Source organism: Achromobacter sp. NPDC008082 (assembly GCF_042957345.1).
Lineage (GTDB): Bacteria > Pseudomonadota > Gammaproteobacteria > Burkholderiales > Burkholderiaceae_B > Achromobacter > Achromobacter kerstersii_A.
The window spans coordinates 107,745-124,141 of sequence record NZ_JBIBIB010000001.1 but is presented as its reverse complement, the minus strand read 5'-3'; the positions used below and the strand labels follow the sequence as shown (position 1 = coordinate 124,141).

At 58.0% G+C, this 16,397-nt stretch carries 14 protein-coding genes; 3 read left to right on the top strand and 11 right to left on the bottom strand.

Annotated elements, in window-relative coordinates; genetic code table 11:
- Positions 1–43: 43 nt before the first annotated feature.
- The 8 genes from ACFZAI_RS00590 to ACFZAI_RS00555 form a co-directional block, all read right to left on the bottom strand.
- Positions 44–415 (bottom strand): GtrA family protein, encoded by a 372-nt coding sequence (locus ACFZAI_RS00590; RefSeq protein WP_391565098.1) that lies wholly within the window; start codon positions 413–415, stop codon positions 44–46.
- On the bottom strand, positions 405–3,263 hold the full coding sequence (locus ACFZAI_RS00585) for a hypothetical protein (protein WP_391565097.1): 2,859 nt from the start codon (positions 3,261–3,263) through the stop codon (positions 405–407). The genes ACFZAI_RS00590 and ACFZAI_RS00585 overlap by 11 nt, the downstream gene beginning before the upstream one ends.
- Positions 3,264–3,291: 28 nt before the next feature.
- Entirely contained in the window at positions 3,292–4,026 is a 735-nt protein-coding gene (locus ACFZAI_RS00580) for a glycosyltransferase family 2 protein (RefSeq protein ID WP_391565095.1), read from the bottom strand.
- Positions 4,023–4,421: a capsular biosynthesis protein gene (locus ACFZAI_RS00575; protein ID WP_391565094.1), complete on the bottom strand. Its 399-nt coding sequence runs from the start codon at positions 4,419–4,421 to the stop codon at positions 4,023–4,025. Before ACFZAI_RS00575 ends, ACFZAI_RS00580 begins: the two co-directional genes overlap by 4 nt.
- A 4-nt stretch (positions 4,422–4,425) precedes the next feature.
- Positions 4,426–5,907 (bottom strand): capsular biosynthesis protein, encoded by a 1,482-nt coding sequence (locus tag ACFZAI_RS00570; protein WP_391565092.1) that lies wholly within the window; start codon positions 5,905–5,907, stop codon positions 4,426–4,428.
- A complete protein-coding gene (locus ACFZAI_RS00565; RefSeq protein ID WP_391565091.1) occupies positions 5,882–6,823 on the bottom strand; it encodes a hypothetical protein in 942 nt (313 codons plus the stop codon). The genes ACFZAI_RS00570 and ACFZAI_RS00565 overlap by 26 nt, the downstream gene beginning before the upstream one ends.
- On the bottom strand, positions 6,804–7,634 hold the full coding sequence (locus tag ACFZAI_RS00560; RefSeq protein ID WP_391565090.1) for a glycosyltransferase family 2 protein: 831 nt from the start codon (positions 7,632–7,634) through the stop codon (positions 6,804–6,806). The genes ACFZAI_RS00565 and ACFZAI_RS00560 overlap by 20 nt, the downstream gene beginning before the upstream one ends.
- A gap of 69 nt (positions 7,635–7,703) precedes the next feature.
- Complete coding sequence (locus ACFZAI_RS00555) at positions 7,704–8,852, bottom strand: glycosyltransferase (RefSeq protein WP_391565089.1); 1,149 nt, start codon at positions 8,850–8,852, stop codon at positions 7,704–7,706.
- Positions 8,853–9,445: 593 nt separating this feature from the next.
- Between ACFZAI_RS00555 and ACFZAI_RS00550 the strand changes: the two genes are divergently transcribed.
- The 3 genes from ACFZAI_RS00550 to ACFZAI_RS00540 all read left to right on the top strand — a co-directional run bounded on the left by ACFZAI_RS00550 (position 9,446) and on the right by ACFZAI_RS00540 (position 12,384).
- Positions 9,446–10,015 (top strand): carbon monoxide dehydrogenase subunit G, encoded by a 570-nt coding sequence (locus tag ACFZAI_RS00550; RefSeq protein ID WP_391565088.1) that lies wholly within the window; start codon positions 9,446–9,448, stop codon positions 10,013–10,015.
- Positions 10,016–10,113: 98 nt separating this feature from the next.
- Positions 10,114–11,466 carry an MFS transporter gene (locus tag ACFZAI_RS00545; RefSeq protein ID WP_391565087.1) on the top strand — a complete coding sequence of 451 codons (1,353 nt, stop codon included), beginning with the start codon at positions 10,114–10,116 and terminating at the stop codon, positions 11,464–11,466.
- Between the two features lie 48 nt (positions 11,467–11,514).
- Positions 11,515–12,384 (top strand): DMT family transporter, encoded by an 870-nt coding sequence (locus tag ACFZAI_RS00540; RefSeq protein WP_391565086.1) that lies wholly within the window; start codon positions 11,515–11,517, stop codon positions 12,382–12,384.
- A gap of 17 nt (positions 12,385–12,401) precedes the next feature.
- Here the strand turns inward: ACFZAI_RS00540 and clsB are convergent, their stop codons facing one another.
- The 3 genes from clsB to aspS form a co-directional block, all read right to left on the bottom strand.
- Entirely contained in the window at positions 12,402–13,613 is a 1,212-nt protein-coding gene (clsB, locus tag ACFZAI_RS00535; RefSeq protein WP_391565085.1) for a cardiolipin synthase ClsB, read from the bottom strand.
- Positions 13,610–14,476 (bottom strand): endonuclease/exonuclease/phosphatase family protein, encoded by an 867-nt coding sequence (locus ACFZAI_RS00530; RefSeq protein WP_391565084.1) that lies wholly within the window; start codon positions 14,474–14,476, stop codon positions 13,610–13,612. Before ACFZAI_RS00530 ends, clsB begins: the two co-directional genes overlap by 4 nt.
- A 114-nt stretch (positions 14,477–14,590) precedes the next feature.
- Positions 14,591–16,378: an aspartate--tRNA ligase gene (gene aspS, locus ACFZAI_RS00525; RefSeq protein ID WP_054420799.1), complete on the bottom strand. Its 1,788-nt coding sequence runs from the start codon at positions 16,376–16,378 to the stop codon at positions 14,591–14,593.
- Positions 16,379–16,397 lie beyond the last annotated feature (19 nt).

Genomic DNA, 16,397 nt, shown 5'->3' with positions numbered 1-16,397 from the left:
CGCCACAATCCCTGTACCTCCCACGTCGATGAAATCGTCGGAATCAGGTTCCAGAACGGCCGACTTCGGACAACCATTTCATAAAGAGATAATTTGCCAAAAAGGTGAAGGGCGTGACTACTATCTTCGCAACGATTGAATGCATGCCCACGGTGGCAAGGAAATTCACTATCAGGGACGCTAATGTGACGGCGACAATTTGATATAGCCAATAGGCCATCAACTTTCGCATCATGTAATGCCCCTCGTACTGAAATATGGGCCGTAAAGACGAGAAGTAGACGAAGGTCACCGCGACTGTGGCGGCAATGCCATTAGCGACGCCCGGTATAAATCCTACCGCACAGAGTGCGACAAAGATTGAAAAATCTATCAACCAGCCCAGGCCGGAAATCAAACCAAACTTAAGAAGCATCAACACAACCTCGGACGCGCTGGCGCCACTCTATCCATGCCAGCAATGGCAATAACGTGCCAAGTATCTGCAGTTCACTTAGATAAAGAAAAACCGATGCAGGCTGCATCAACCAGAACAGCCCCGCGCGTGCGATCAAGGCAACGGCAAGCAGCGACGCTGTCGGATGACGCCGGAAGCCAAACATCAGAAAAATGGCGCATAGTAGCTGCAAAGCGCCAAACGCGATGCCTTCGTACCATGCGTACATCTTCGCAGCCAGGTCCGGAAATAGATGTGCCGCCGGCCGGTAGCCCGCAAGGGCCACCATGCTTCGCCAATGGGTATCGTGTCCACCCAGATGGTCGAAGTAAGGGGGCAGAGAAAATGCGCGATCGATATGCCCTTTCGCGAGCCAGGCCGCAGCCTGGTTCATCCCTAAGGATTTCACGAAGGTAGCTGTTCTCAACGTGAAAAATTCCAGGGGATGATGCAACGCATAGACGATGAAAGAGCGCTGCAATTCCGCCAACGTTTCTGGCGAAGGGGAACCCTTGTCAGACTGATGCCAATAGATCACATCCGAAGGTGTCCAGTGTTCAACGGAATAATCCACTTTCAACACCTTGTCCAACGTTGTGCTCAAGGCCAGGCGCTCGTCCCGGGTCAGCGCCTCACCCCGAAGCATGCCGACCAGCGGATTCACAAAAGCCGAGACCTTATATAGCCGCATCTCTGCCTTGCCATGATCGCCCCTTTCCATCACATAGCGCGTCGACAATGGCGTCGCAGCCAACCACAAGGCAACGATGGACAAGCATGCCAAAACGGTGCGCCGGTGTGGTCGCACAAATGCGAACCCGCACAGCAACACTCCCACGTAGACAATATTGTCCGTCCGCAACAGCACAAGCAACGTACCCAGCAGCGCAGTCATGGCGTAGTGCCAAGGAGAAAACGACGCAGATTGTCGTCTGACGCCTGTAAACAGCACATAGCAAAGCAAGCCGAATCCGCTCAAGACAATGCCATTGACCGCATCACGCAATTCAGTTGCGGCCACCATCGTCGTTCCCGTGAGCAGGAACATGGCTGCCGCAAAAACATTGATGACCCAGCCGCTGGCGCCTTCTTGGAGAGCGCGTAGCGCCACCCACAACACCACCAGACACGCGATCAACGCTTTTAATAGCAGCGAAAGCTCAAGGCCACCAAGGTTGATTAAGGCGGAGACAAGAAGAGGGTAACCAACCCCGTACCATAATGAGACTCCGCCGGCACCATGCTGGATGACGGGGCTTATAGCATCCCAACCGATGATGCCGGGCCAGCCGACAACGATAGTAGCCCCCATCCAGACACCAGCAATGGCCAGCAGGCATGCCGTGGACGCCCGTCTGCCATCCCTAGCTATAGCCTTGACCATATTGCAGATCGCGGCAACAGGGATGATCAGCAAGACGCATAAGCCGGCGATCAGCGCGGTAGCCAACCTACGAGCGAGCTCTGCGTGATTCCATGGAAAGGTCAGCTTCGGATAAGCATACTCGCCAGGACCGATCGATTCCATTGGCTTATACCGCCCGGTCGGCGACGACAGGCGCAACATCAACACTGGCTGTTCCGGCGTGTCCAAATACACGCGGTGGACGGCGTGCACAGGGCCATTCCACGCGTTGTAGCGGAAATAGGCCGACGTCCAAGCCACCATCAATCCATCGCCGTAAGGCCAGCAGACTGCGAAGAGCCGCTCGGCATCCGCAGGCCCCGTCGAATCGGCGGCGGCCGGAGCCGCGATGGCCGTCAGTTCTTCACCCACGCGGGCGTACAGCGCTTTGGCACGACGCGGATCGAATTCAGCAACGAGAGGGCTGTCCCGAGTGCACGACAATTTTGAAGGTGCATCAGCGCCAGCCTGTGTCCAAACATTGAGAGGCGCGCTGTCCGTCTGCAATCGCAGCGACGATATCCCGGCAAAAGACGCAGGCGCGCCTGCCTGATAGTACGCATACGGCAGCGGCAGACCTTCAACCTTGCCTTGCGCCGTCCCCAGAAACACCGTGGCGGGGTGGCCATCGGCATTACCGTTCGCCGGAGCGGGCGCGCCGACGGCCAGGAATTCCACATCGCCCGCTATGGAATGCGTCATGGCCAGCCACACACATGTCGCCGTCAGCATTGAAAACACGCCGACACCGACTCTGAATGCGTTGTGCCCAAATATGTAGGCAGCGGATATGTAAAAGACGGCCCACGAAAACAGCAAAGCCGTCAATATGCGGAAAGGCCCTGAAAGGATCGAGCTCTCGGGTGGCGGCAACGGTATGTCCGTCGCGGATGACTCCGCGGAATACAGATCTATGCGGGATTTGCGATCATCGACTGCAACCTCCACGATGCCCGAGTAGGGACTTCTACCCAGACGCACTACAGCGCCGGTCTGCCACGTTTTGGGCACCTGGACAGTCTTAGCCGTGTCACCGTAGCCGACCACGACGCCATCTCGCTTCGCCCAACCCTCAAAGCCGCTAACGCTGAATGGACCCGAGGCCCGCCCCACTCCTGTGAGCCATACCTCGGCGCCCTTCGCGTCCGGATGCTTATCACCGGTTACGCTAAGCGTGACCGTCGGGTATAGGCCTATCGATGGAGCGGCGTGCCAAAACACCGCACCAGCCACCACGCCCGCTGCAATAGCCAACAATGAAACCGGCTTCGCAATTACGCGTCGCGCCACGACCACCGCGATTGCTGTGACCGCACCCAAGACCGCCAATGAGCCGTAACCCGGGATGACGAACCCATATGCAATCAAGCCTACAACCACCAGCAAAGTTGCAAGAACCGTGCCGTAAAAGGCTTTTCGCATACGTATCACGCGCGCGTCCAAAGATAAGTCACAAGGTAGGGGGTTGCGCGTTAAGGAATTGCTCCAACTCGACGGGCGTGCCGAGCGGGATTACCGCTGAAGCGGGCAAGGGTTGAACAAATATGGGCACCCCCTTACCAAGCAGATGGTTGTACATCGGCGCAATGTAGCGTTCGCCCTTGGCCAAGCCCTGGCCGCCGCTGAAGAATTCACGATACAACTCACAGTACAGGCCCACGGATCGGAAGCCATACAGGCCAACCGTCGCCCAATCCGAAATGCGCTCCTTCTCGCGAATATCCGTGACGCGAAAATCTGCATCCACCTTCGCGAAGCTCCAACCATCACCCCGGCCATTGAAGCAAGGTATCCAGCCATCGCCCCGGACGTCGCCGGGAGCGAGGCTGTCCGGGTGTACAAACGTGTCGATGTTATAGACAAACATAGGAGATGCCTCGTCCTGCACGCTGTCGGCCCCCAGCATAGCAGTCGTAGCTTGCCCATCCGTCAGCCCATCAATTTCCACAATCGACACCCCAGCCAGGCCGAGCAGCGCGCATTCATGCTCAATAAATGCTCTTGCCTGGTCCTGCCGTTGCACGACGAATATCGCTTCAGCGCCTGCGGCCCAAAACTGGCGCAAGCTCAGCATGGACCATGCGAATAGCGATCGGCCGTGGGCCTCGATTTGATATTTGGGAACATTCCAACCCGCGTCACGAAAACGCTTTCCCATCCCCGCCATGGTGATGATGACGATCATTCCTTTCCTTTCTCTACACCCAACAGGGCAAGAATTTCTTGATAACTCAGCCGACAAAACTCGTCAGGCCTTATCGTTCTATCGTCAACGTAAAACCCGTTGGTTCCCGGCCAAGGTTTGCCAAGGTGCAGCTCGTCGTAGGGTATATCATGCTTTTTCAACCAATCAATCAGCACGGGCAGCGTATTCGCGTTCAGCAACCCCGTATTGCCTTGATAAGTCCGCATATTTCTTGCTGAGTTGAGAACTATGTAAAAACCTTCGCGTTTATATTCACGAAGTTTTTCAACTACTGGCCAAAGGGGTTCAACGTCGGCATACGACTGCCCGTCCCGCCGGATCTCGCACAGAGTTCCGTCCACATCGAAAACCAGAACCTTATCACTACGAATCATTGCCTCAGTTCCAATTCGATTTATCTTCTACCTGATCCAAAATGCGATCAGCATTGAGCAGAAATGCCAACACCTTCACCGGAGCATCAATATGAAGCGGAGTCATACTGATAAACAAAGATGCCTCGAACAACCTCACAAGCCGAGGCATAAAGCCCGCCTGCAAGCATTGGCGCCTGAACATTTGCGCGAAACTGCTTTCGTCATGGCTATTAATAATCAATTTAGGCCGATTAACATCGTCCAGCTCAACCCGGAATAACCCTGCGTTGATGAAATCATAAGACCCTTCAATGGAATGCGAAAGTTTTGCCACATCGTAGTACGCAGGCATAAACAGATCTTCCAGCTTTGATCCGCCGCGCGCATCGATGAACTTCATCGTGCCCTCTGCTCTACCATAGAGAATATTGGAAAAACAAAGATCACCGTGGCTAAGTACCGGCGACGGAAACTTTACGTCTTTGGTCAGCGTATCGTAAAGACGATTGTATCTATCCAAAATTGCTCTCACACCGCCGAAAGCCAGTTGGCACTGCACTTCAAGCTCAGGGTAAATATCGCTCTTCTCCAGCGCAGCGATGCGGTCTTCCACCTTCGCAAGAAACAATGCCTCATTACCAGGGTCGTTCAACGCCCCAGTGCGCGCAGTCCGACAATTTACAAAATGGAATATGCGCCGCAACAACTGTGCAAATTGATGGGGGGTGAATGCGCGGTGCGTCCACTGCAACGCCACATCGGGCACAAAAAGGCGCTCCATCCTATAGCTGGCTGTCTGCGCTTCTTCCGCGAATCCATAAGGCTGAACAAAGTATCGCTGCATTTCCGGCGGTAGCAATGCGTAGAAGTCATACTCCCGCCGAAGCTTCGCTGTGTCGCTGGAGCGCTTGAGCACTGTGAAACGATCCGTCGCAGCCACCGAATTGAAATGGCGGACATCAAAAGAAGATGTCGCAACTGACAAAAACTGCGCGGGGTCTCGCAAGTCCGCCATGCCGATGTCATCAGGCACTGGCTCCATCGAAGACAAGAGATCGGCCATTGCCGCCTGGTGCTCCCCTTGCAACATCGCCTCGACAAACATGGCCGCGTCGTCGTCGATCACCACAGCGACGGGTAGACCGCTAAAGACTTCGCCTTCAAACGACGGCGGGAGGACCCTGACAGAGCATTCGGCCAGCGTCAGTTTCTCCAGGAACAATGACACCGTCTCTTCGTCATTCAGCATCGCCAGGTAGGACGGCACATAAATAACCCTTGCACGCTCATGCAGTGCGCGTCGCAGCACATAGTCCTGATTGGGAGCCTCGCTTTCGAGGACCAATAACTGTACGCCTTTGGGCAACCGGCCAACCGCCCCGGCAACCCGATCCTTCAGCGTTCGACGCTGCACACGCAGGTCGGAGAACCTGACGATACTTAGGTGATGGCTGACATCTTCCGGAACGTCGAACGAATCATCGTATACCACTAGCGTTTTCATCACAGATTCCAATGTTGCGAGTGTCTTCCAAGCGCTTACGAATATAGGGAACGAGCACAAGGCATCCAAGCACCTGTACCAGCAACGCCTGTGCAAATACACTCACGATCCAGGGTGATACGCCTGTACCGCTCTCCGCATCAGACGGAGACAGACCCGGAATAAGTTTGGCCAGCAACTCCGTGAATCCCGTTATCACAGGAAAGTGGGGCGCAACAATACTCGCAATTGCAAACAGTTCAAATGTCCAGATAAGCAGCGTAAGAATCGCAAAAGTTAGTACCCGACCTTGTAAAATTTTTCGCGCATCGCCAGAAAAAGTTTTCAAGTAGCCCACTCCGCGCAACAATTGAACTGCGCGGCGGCCCGAGTAAACTCTCATGATGTGTAGATTAATTCGAGGCAGGTTTTCAGGCACAGCCCACAGAAAAATCAGTGACAACGCGAGAAACAGCAGCATCACGCCGATAAATGGCAGGAGAAACGGCCGAGCATCTTGCGCCGAATACGCCAAGCCGATCGCCACGACAGCAAGCAACGCAGCATCGAACGCACGCTCCACCCAGACCACCACGATTCCAAAACGGACGCCCTTGGTGCTCCAGCCGATTTCCAGGATACGAATCAATTCCCCTGACTTGAATGGCATGGCGAGGGACACGGCCGCGGTGTACCAATACAGCCGAAGCAGTTCGCGCAACCGCCCGCCGCCGATCAACAGCCATAAGCGGACCATGCGCACCGCATGCGAGGCGAGATACAGGCCGCTACTGATCACAAGCACGGCCAACCCTATCGTGGGTTGCTCGAACACCCCGGCAAAGCCAGCGATATTGACGCCCAGCCCCCAGAGCAGGAAACATGCCCCTGACGCAAGCACCAGGCGCTGGCACAGCCTAGCGTAACGTAGCATCATCGGAACTTGACTCTCGTCGATTTGAATGAACGATCGAAAATGGGTAATCCCCACTTTCCCTGCCCGAATGATTTGAAGATAAAAAGGATTTTCTGGCGATAGCGAAGTTCATGAGCAAGCCAAGGGTGCGCTTAGCTTGGCGAAACAGCCTGACGTTGGACAGCTGGTCGTCTTCGCGCCACGATATGGGGAAAAATCGCAACTTCCAATTCCACGCCGCGGAGGCGAGAATCATGTAGTAATTAAAAGTGAGATCATTTCCGAAAAAACGCCAAGTGAACTTTTTCAATGATTCGACTTTGTATAGATTCAGGCCAGCGCCCAAATCATATAACCGTTGCCCTGCAACGGCTGAAAACAAAAGATTGAACACGCGATTTCCGAAGGTGCGGAAGGCCGAATAGCCTTGCAGTCGGGCACCGGCCATAAATCTCGCTCCCAACAGGCTATCGACGTCCCGATGCTTGCCAGCCTCGATCATGGGAAGTAGGTCTGCGATATTGCCCTGATCATCACCATGCAGCACGATCAGATAATCGAACCCTTGCTTGATCGCGTAATCGAAAGCCGCTTTATGAGACCCTCCCAGGCCGTAGTTTTCATCGTTCCTGGCAACGATTACCGGAACGCTTTTCAGGCTGTCTGCCGCCTTAATGGCTGCTTCCAACGTGCCGTCCGGACTTCTATTATCCAGAACGAGAACCTCGCAATCCAATGAGGCTGCTCCGACCAATTGAGCCACAGTTCGCGGAATCTGCTTCTCACATCGATAGCATGGGATGAAAATCAGAAAACGCTCGCTTTTTGCCATTAAAAACACCTTCTTGTAAAATCAAATACGGCGACACATTAAGCTCGGCATCGAACTTGCCTAGCAATTTTAATAACGCCTTCTTCTGGACGCCTTTTTTTTAGCTGCCAAGGCGCCCAGCTTGTGCTTACGGCTGATCACCATCCATTTAGGCATTCTGAAAAGCACCAATTTTCGATAAAGCACTACATACAGGATCGAAAATAACGCCACAAAGAGCATTAGCAAATACTCATTCTGCCAAAAAAGAACGGCCGGAAGCACTGCGAATGATGATAATAACCACAGATATGGCGAAGTCATCGCATTACGCTGAGTTCTATGCTTAATGTCGGTAGAACCCACGGCCCAGCGCACAAGCCGCTTATAGATGAGCATATGAAGATGCACACCATCCGGAACTCCTGGAGATTGTCCGCGCAGTAATTTTTTCCGATACATCGAAAAGAGAGTTTCGAACACCGGATAGATGCACAGCAGCAGCGGGAACCAGGCGGAGACATTGGGATGGCGCGCAAGCATCATAACTGACAAAACACCAATCATAAAGCCGATGAAATACGCTCCGCCATCACCTAGAAAAATAAGCCCACGGGGATAATTCCAAACCAGAAATCCCACTATGGACCCCATCATCCCCACAGAAACCGTGAGAATGAGGCGATCTCCGATATAATAAGAAACGTACGCAAATCCGGCAAAAATCATTACTGACACCACGGCGGCCAAGCCATTATAGCCATCAATGATATTAATCGCATTGGCGGCTCCCGCGATCGCAAAAGCCGTGACAACAAATGAAATCGGACCAAACTGCAACAGCCAGTCGATGCCGATAATATTCAACCTGTCCAGCGTTGCGCCCAGGAAATAATAGGCGGCCATGCCCGAAATCATTGCAAATGCCAATCGGGTCAGAACCCTGACTTTCTTGGTCAGATCTTCGGCCAGCCCGCCCAGGAATGCGGGCATCGCGACAGCAAGCAAAACCAATGGTTCATAACCAAGCGCTGGCTCACGAAAAATCGCCAGCATCGTGACGGCAAGCATCGCAATTACGATCGAAACCCCGCCAATCCGCGGCACCGGCCGGTCGTGGTATTTCTGCGCGCCAGTTGTTTGATGATCGAAACTAAATCGACCATGTAGTGCGTTGAATCGCACCAGCAGCATGGTAATAACCAAAGAAATCAGAAAGGCGACAAGCAAATAGACCATATCTCGTTGAACCCGTTGAAGCAGGTATTTTAATACTTAGCCTTGGTTAAGCTATTTCTGATTTAACCTATAACGTGCACCAACGTAACGTCCTACGGACACCACCACGCCTTTGATTCAAACCGCACGACATCTCGGCCGCATACGACAAAAAAACCTCACCAACAAAAAGTCAATCAACTCATGCCCTCTGTTATTCTTTAAATCATAAGAGCAGGTGGAAATTGATAGCTTTTGAAGTTTAACCAAATCTTTGCGATTCCTCGATTGGTCACCGTCATCCATTTGACTGAGGCACTCTAACTTCATATACCGGAAACACTCGGTTGCCAGCCAGGATCGCGATGACGCGCGATCGTAAGCCAGATTACAACTGTGCGACAGCCATCCGCCACTGTGTCGGAACCGCGCAACATCGTCTGATTGAATTAAGGGGGAGATGAGTGCACTACACCGATATTCGAGCATGAAATGGAACTCATTCCACTTTTTGGGCACTCTCGGTCGTCAACGCGCATGCTGGCATGGCTGGGACTGGCGAAAATCCTGCTTTGGAGCAAGAATGACCACATAACTCTTCCAAGGAGACTGCCATGCGCATTGCCGATGCCCAATGGATTCCTTCGACGCAGCACCAGACATGGGATGCGTTGACCGACCCGAGAGTCTTGCAGAAATGCATACCGGGATGCGTGGAAGTTGCGATGCGCAGCCCGACCGAATACGCCGTCACCCTGCGGGCCAACATTGCGGGGATCGACACCGACTACGAGGGGGAAATCCTGCTCTCGGACGTCAACGCTCCCGACAGTTGCACCCTGGTGTTCGAAGGCAAGGGCCGCGCGGCCTGCCTGGCCATCGGCACCGCCCAGGTCAATCTCACCACCAAGGACCAGGGTACGCGCGTGGCCTACACGGTGGCGGGCATGGCCGGCGGCAAGCTGGCCGAGTGTGGTGAAGGCCTGCTCTTGAAAGCCGGCGACAAGATCATCCAGAAGTTCTTCGCGGCCTTCATTGACCACATGGCGGTGCAGCCCCGCCTTGCCCCCCCGCCTCCGCCGCCCGAACCCGAACCTCGTGGCCTGTCCAATTCCCGATGGTCATGGGCGCTGGTGGTGTTGGTCATCGCGGTTTTCTGGGGCTACCACTCGTTTTACAAGTGAAAACCCTAGTGGGCTGGTGATATCCTTTGCGGATGACTCCGCCGCCGCCACCAGCCCAGCCATCGACTGACCCCGCCCACTCTCGACGGGACCTGCTGATGGCCATGGCGGGGGTGTCCGCCACGGTGGTGCTGGCGGCGCTGGATTCCACCATCATCAGTACGACGCTCCCGCGCGTGGCCGAGGCGCTGAACGGCATGGCGCTGTACGCCTGGGTGGGTACGGGCTACTTGCTGGCCACCGCGGCCTCCATCCTGATCTTCGGCCGGCTGGGCGATATGTTCGGCCGCAAGCCGCTGATGCTCGTGTCCGTCTTGATCATCGCGCTCGGCTCCATCGCCTGTGGACTGGCGCAGTCCATGACCCAATTGATCGTGTTCCGCACCCTGCAAGGGGTGGGCGGCGGCATGATGATTGCGACCGCTTTCGCGGCCCCGGCCGACCTGTTCCCCGATGCCAAGCAGCGGGTGCGATGGATGGCGCTGGTGTCGGCGGCCTTCGCCATGGCTAGCGGCATCGGGCCGGTGCTGGGCGGCGCGGCCACGCAGGCGCTGGGCTGGCGCGCGGCGTTTTTCATTTCGCCCATCGCAGCCGCGGGCGCCTTCTTTTTGCTGGCGCGCTACTTTCCCCGCATTCGGCCGATGCACGACGGCAGCCGCAAGATCGACTGGGTGGGCGCCATCCTACTGGTGCTGGCCGTGGCTGCGCCGTTGGCCGCGCTGGAACTGGCCTTTGCGCGTGGCGAACATGCCCACCCGCTGCTGGGCGGCATGCTGGCCTTGATTGGCGTGGCCGCCATCGCCATCCTGATTCCCACCGAACGCCGGGTGAAGTCGCCCATCTTTCCGCTGCGCGTGCTATCAGGACGCGAATCCCGCCTGCTGAATTTGGCGGCGATGATGGTCGGCGCGGTGATGTTCGTACTGATCTTCTACAGCCCGTTGCTGTTGCAGCAGGTACTGGGCTACACCCCCAGCGAGGCCGGGCTGCTGCTGACACCCCTGGTGGCCGCGATTTCCGTGGGCAGCATCATCAACGGCCGGCTGTTTCCCAAGCAGACCGAGCCACAGCGCCTGATGGTGTTCGGCGGCCTGCTGCTGGCGGGCGGCAGCCTGATGGTGCTGCTGATTTCGCCCGGCACATCGGCCTGGTGGATTCTTGCCGCCTTCTTCGTCAACGGCTGCGCGTTGGGCTTTTTGTTGCCCAACCTGACCCTCTTCATGCAGATGCTGAGCGAGCGCCGCGACGTAGGCGTGGCGTCTGCGCTGGTGCAGACGACTCGCGCCATCGGCAGCGCGCTGGGCACGGCGGTGGTGGGCATCATTATTTCGCATGGCACGGTACTAAACGGAGTGCGGACCGGTCTTGGGCTGTGTATTGTGCTGTCGCTGACCTGTGCGTTGCTGGCGCATCGCGTCAAGATGAAGAACCTCGTCACCAGCCGAAAATAAGCCACCGCCAAGAATAAGAAACCGCCCAACGGGCTCATCGAGACAATCATGCGTCAACGCAATTTGCTGGACTTGCTGCTGCTTGCAGCGGTCTGGGGCGGCTCTTTCCTGTTCATGCGGGTCGCCGTCAAAGAGTTCGGCCCTATCGCCCTGATCGAATTGCGCGTGGGTCTGGCCGCGCTGTTCTTGCTGCCCGCCGCCTTGTGGCGCGGCAAGCTGCCGGTAATCGCGCGGCACTGGAAGGCGCTGCTGGTGGTTGGCACGCTGAACGCCGCGATCCCGTTCCTGCTCTACGCCTACGCCGCGCAATCGCTGGGCGCGGGCTTCCTGTCGGTGGCCAACGCCGTGACGCCGGTGTGGGGCGCGGTGGTGGGATGGCTGTGGCTGAAAGACCGGCTGCCCTGGATGCGGTCTTTGGGGCTGTTGATTGGGTTCCTGGGCATCATCGTGCTGGTGTGGGACAAGCTGAATTTCCAGGCCGGCGGCACCGGGCCCGCCGTGCTGGCGGCGGTATCCGCGCCCGTGTTTTACGGCATTGCCGCAAACTGGACGAAGCGTTTTCTGACGGGCGTGGATGCCTTGGCCAGCGCCACGGGCAGCATGATCGCCGCGTCGCTGGTGCTCTTGCCGCTGGCCATTTCGGCCTGGCCCGAGGCCCCGGCATCGATGGCGGCGTGGATCTCGACCATTTTGCTGGCCGTCGTCTGCACCGGCGCGGCGTACATCATCTTCTTTCGCCTGATCGCCAATGTCGGCCCCACCGCCGCCGTCAGCGTCACGTTTCTGGTGCCGATCTTCGGTGTTGTGTGGGGCGCGTGGTTCCTGGATGAAAGCATCACGCCATCGATCGCGATCGGCGCCGCCATCATTCTGGTGGGCACCGCGCTGGCGCTGGGGCTGGTCAAGCGGCGCGTCTGACCCAGGCGCCGCAGCGCTCAGTACTTATCCGACGTCCCCGTCAACGCCACGCCAATGCGCAGCAGCGTGTACGACACCGCGTCCACCCAGCGCCGCACCCATCCGCGGCGGTGATATTCCAGCGGGCGGATGAAGCGCCCGCCTTCGCGGATGGCCGTCTCCAGGCGCTCTTGCAAGTCCCAGGCAAAGGGCTGGTCGTCTACGACCACATTGGCCTCGCGCGCCAGCAGCAGGCTGAAGGGGTCCAGGTTGGACGAGCCCACCGTCGCCACGTTATCGATCACCGCCACCTTGGCGTGCAGGTAGCTCGGCATGTACTCGTAGATCTCGATACCGTCACGCAGCAGCTGGTCATACAGCGAACGCGTGGCGTGGTATTGCATGCGGTATTCGACCTTGCCTTGCAAGAGCAAGCGCACCTTCACGCCGCGCGCCGCGGCCTTTGCCAAGGCGCGGCGGAACTGACGCCCCGGAAAGAAATACGCGTTGGCGATCAGGATGTCGCGGCGCGCCTGCGTGATGCCATATAGATACGCGCGTTCAAACGTCTGCCGATACCGCAGGTTGTCGCGCAGCACCAGCGCGGCGCGCAATGTGCCGCAAGGTTCAACGTGCGCGTGATGCGGCTTGGTCAAGCGCATGCGGCTCCAGTCGCGCGGATGGCGCCGCAGCCGCGCCCAGTTCAAGCGCACCCACAGCAAGTCCTGCGCATAGGCCGCTTCGGTGACGAGCGGGCCTTCCACCTGCACCGCGAAATCAAAGCGCGGCGCGGAGATGCCATCCGTGGGGTCCAGGTCATCGTAGTCGTCGATGATGTTGATGCCGCCGATGAACGCGATGCGTCCATCCACAATCGTGACTTTGCGATGCAGCCGTCGCAGCCGGCTGCGCGACGGAATAAAGCGCGCGAACCAGCGCGGCTCGGGCCGGAAGATGCGGCATTGGGCGCCGGCGTCCAGCAGCATCGCGCGCACATGCTCGACGCTCATGGCGCTGCCGAAACCGTCCAGCACCACGCGCACTTTCACGCCGCGCTGTGCCGCCGCCGTCAGGCATTCCAGCACCTGCGAGCCGGTGCGGTCCACCATGAAAATATAGGTTTCCAGATGCACGCTGACTTGCGCGGCATCGATGGCCGCGCACAGCGCGGGAAAGAAGTCGGACCCATTCTGCAACAAGCGGATGTTGTTGCCGTCCGTCCATTCAAGCTTGACCTGCTCGGTCTTCACGGAAGTTCCAGCTCCGCCAGCAAGGGAGAGTGATCGGACAAGCGCGCCCACTCCCGGCCGCGCAACACGCGCGCGCTGCGCACGGCAAAGCCGCGCTGATAGATGCGGTCAAGGCGAAACCACGGGAACACGGCAGGGAACGTGCGCGGCGGCGGCAGCAGCAGGCGCGAGCTGCCTTCCATGCCCAGCTGATTCGTGCGTTCCATCACCGACAAGCCGCCGTTGGGCAGCCCGCGCAGCGCGTTGCTTAAGCGTTTGAAGGAATCGCGCAGGCGCGGCAGTTCGCCGCCATGGCTGCGCGGCGCGTGGGAAAACACTTCGTACAGGCCCAACTGCTGCACAAACAGCGGCGCCAGGCGGTCGTTCCAATCGTTGAAATCGCCAGCGATCAGAATGGGCTCGCCGTCCGGCACCATGCGCCGGATACGCTCGGTCAGCGCCAGCACCTGGCGGGTGCGGCTACCGGCGAACAGGCCCAGATGCACGACAAAGCAATGCACCGCGCGGCCATCGAGTTCGATGCGTGCATGCAGCAGGCCGCGTTGCTCCAGCCGGTGGTCGGAGATGTCCAGGTTTTCGTGGTCAAGAATGGGATAGCGCGACAGCAGCGCGTTGCCGTGGTCCGTCGCATGACGGATGGCGTTGCGGCCATAAGCCACGTCCAGCCGCAGGGCGGCGGCAAGCGATTCGTGTTGAGCGTCGAGCAGGGATTTCTGCTCGTTGCGGCCTTGAACTTCCTGCAGGAAGACAAGATCCGGGCGCAGGCCGTAAAGACCCAAGCGCAGTTCATTCAAGGAGTCGCGCCGGCCTAACGCCGAACGGCCCTTGTGAATGTTGTAGCTGACGACACGGATAAGCGACATAGGGGATATGGCGCCTTTCGACATCGGGGAAACGCCAGGCTTCTGGCGTGCCCCCCGAGAGGATTGGCTGGCTGAGCACCGCCGCGACAAGCGGCGGCGCTACGCCAGATTACTTCATTTCGGCTCGACGTTACGCAACCGAATGTGCAATTCGCGCAGTTGCTTTTCGTCGACTTCCGACGGCGCTTGCGTCAGCAGATCCTGAGCGCGCTGCGTCTTCGGGAAGGCGATCACGTCGCGAATCGATTCGGCGCCGGTCATCATCGTAACGATGCGGTCCAGGCCGAAAGCGATGCCGCCATGCGGAGGCGCGCCGTATTGCAGTGCATCCAGCAGGTAGCCGAACTTTTCCTGCGCTTCCTCGGCGCCAATCTTCAGCGCGCGGAAGACCTTGCTTTGCACTTCTTCGCGGTGAATACGGACCGAGCCGCCGCCGATTTCCCAACCGTTCAGCACCATGTCGTAAGCCTTGGCGAACGCCTTGCTGGGATCGGTTTCCAGGAAGTCTTCGTGGCCATCCTTCGGGCTGGTGAACGGGTGGTGAGCGGCGGTGTAGCGGCCGTCTTCCTCGTCGTATTCGAACATCGGGAAGTCAACCACCCACAGCGGCTGCCAACCGGCTTCGAACAAGCCGGTCTTCTTGCCGAATTCGCTGTGGCCGATCTTCACGCGCAGCGCGCCGATGGCGTCGTTGACGACCTTCTCGCGATCCGCGCCGAAGAAAATGATGTCGCCATCTTGCGCGCCGGTGCGCTTGACCAGTTCGGCCAGGGCAGCGTCGTGCAGGTTCTTGACGATGGGCGATTGCAGGCCGTCGCGGCCCTTGGCCACTTCGTTGACCTTGATGTAGGCCAGGCCCTTGGCGCCGTAGATGCCGACGAATTGCGTGTAGCCATCGATTTCGCTACGCGACATTTCGGCGCCACCGGGCACGCGCAAGGCGACCACGCGGCTGCCGGGCGCCGTGGCGGCGGCGGCAAACACCTTGAAGTCCACATCGCGCATCACGTCGGTGATGTCGGTGAATTCGAGCTTCACGCGCAGGTCCGGCTTGTCCGAACCGTAGCGGCGCATCGCTTCCGTCCACGGCATGATCGGGAACGGCTGGGCCAGATCAACGCCCTGCACCACCTTGAACACGTGGCGGATCAGGTTTTCAAAGATTTCACGGATCTCGAATTCGTTCAGGAACGAGGTTTCGCAGTCGATCTGGGTGAATTCGGGCTGACGGTCAGCGCGCAGGTCTTCGTCGCGGAAGCACTTGGTGATCTGGTAGTAGCGGTCAAAGCCCGACACCATCAGCATCTGCTTGAACAGCTGCGGCGATTGCGGCAGTGCGAAGAAGTGGCCGGCGTTCACGCGCGAGGGCACGAGATAGTCGCGCGCGCCTTCGGGCGTGCTCTTGGCCAGCATCGGGGTTTCGATATCGATGAAGCCCAGCTGATCCAGGAACTTGCGCGTTTCGATCGACACGCGGTAGCGCAGCATCAGGTTGCGCTGCATCTGCGGACGGCGCAGGTCCAGCACGCGGTGCGTCAGGCGGGTGGTTTCCGACAGGTTGTCGTCATCCAGCTGGAACGGCGGCGTGACCGACGCGTTCAGGATTTCGACTTCCTTGCACAGCACTTCGATTTCGCCCGAGGCCAGTTCGCTGTTCGCGGTGCCAGCCGGACGTTCGCGCACGAGACCGGTGACGCGGACGCAGAATTCGTTGCGCAGGCGCTCGGCGGTGGCGAAGGCGGCGTTGTCCGGATCGAATACGATCTGCGCCAGGCCCGCGCGGTCGCGCAAGTCGATGAAGATGACCCCGCCGTGGTCGCGGCGGCGGTTCACCCAGCCGTACAGGGTGACGGTCTGGCCGAGATGGTCACGGCAAACCTGGCCGGTGTAGCAGGTACGCATGCGGGATGACTCCGTTGTG

Excerpts from the sequence above, each read along its gene's own strand:
- ACFZAI_RS00590 (WP_391565098.1), bottom strand. The coding sequence starts at position 415 with ATGCTTCTTAAGTTTGGTTTGATTTCCGGCCTGGGCTGGTTGATAGAT.
- ACFZAI_RS00585 (WP_391565097.1), bottom strand. The coding sequence starts at position 3,263 with ATGCGAAAAGCCTTTTACGGCACGGTTCTTGCAACTTTGCTGGTGGTT.
- ACFZAI_RS00580 (WP_391565095.1), bottom strand. The coding sequence starts at position 4,026 with ATGATCGTCATCATCACCATGGCGGGGATGGGAAAGCGTTTTCGTGAC.
- ACFZAI_RS00575 (WP_391565094.1), bottom strand. The coding sequence starts at position 4,421 with ATGATTCGTAGTGATAAGGTTCTGGTTTTCGATGTGGACGGAACTCTG.
- ACFZAI_RS00570 (WP_391565092.1), bottom strand. The coding sequence starts at position 5,907 with ATGAAAACGCTAGTGGTATACGATGATTCGTTCGACGTTCCGGAAGAT.
- ACFZAI_RS00565 (WP_391565091.1), bottom strand. The coding sequence starts at position 6,823 with ATGATGCTACGTTACGCTAGGCTGTGCCAGCGCCTGGTGCTTGCGTCA.
- ACFZAI_RS00560 (WP_391565090.1), bottom strand. The coding sequence starts at position 7,634 with ATGGCAAAAAGCGAGCGTTTTCTGATTTTCATCCCATGCTATCGATGT.
- ACFZAI_RS00555 (WP_391565089.1), bottom strand. The coding sequence starts at position 8,852 with ATGGTCTATTTGCTTGTCGCCTTTCTGATTTCTTTGGTTATTACCATG.
- ACFZAI_RS00550 (WP_391565088.1), top strand. The coding sequence starts at position 9,446 with ATGCGCATTGCCGATGCCCAATGGATTCCTTCGACGCAGCACCAGACA.
- ACFZAI_RS00545 (WP_391565087.1), top strand. The coding sequence starts at position 10,114 with ATGGCCATGGCGGGGGTGTCCGCCACGGTGGTGCTGGCGGCGCTGGAT.
- ACFZAI_RS00540 (WP_391565086.1), top strand. The coding sequence starts at position 11,515 with ATGCGTCAACGCAATTTGCTGGACTTGCTGCTGCTTGCAGCGGTCTGG.
- ACFZAI_RS00530 (WP_391565084.1), bottom strand. The coding sequence starts at position 14,476 with ATGTCGCTTATCCGTGTCGTCAGCTACAACATTCACAAGGGCCGTTCG.
- aspS (WP_054420799.1), bottom strand. The coding sequence starts at position 16,378 with ATGCGTACCTGCTACACCGGCCAGGTTTGCCGTGACCATCTCGGCCAG.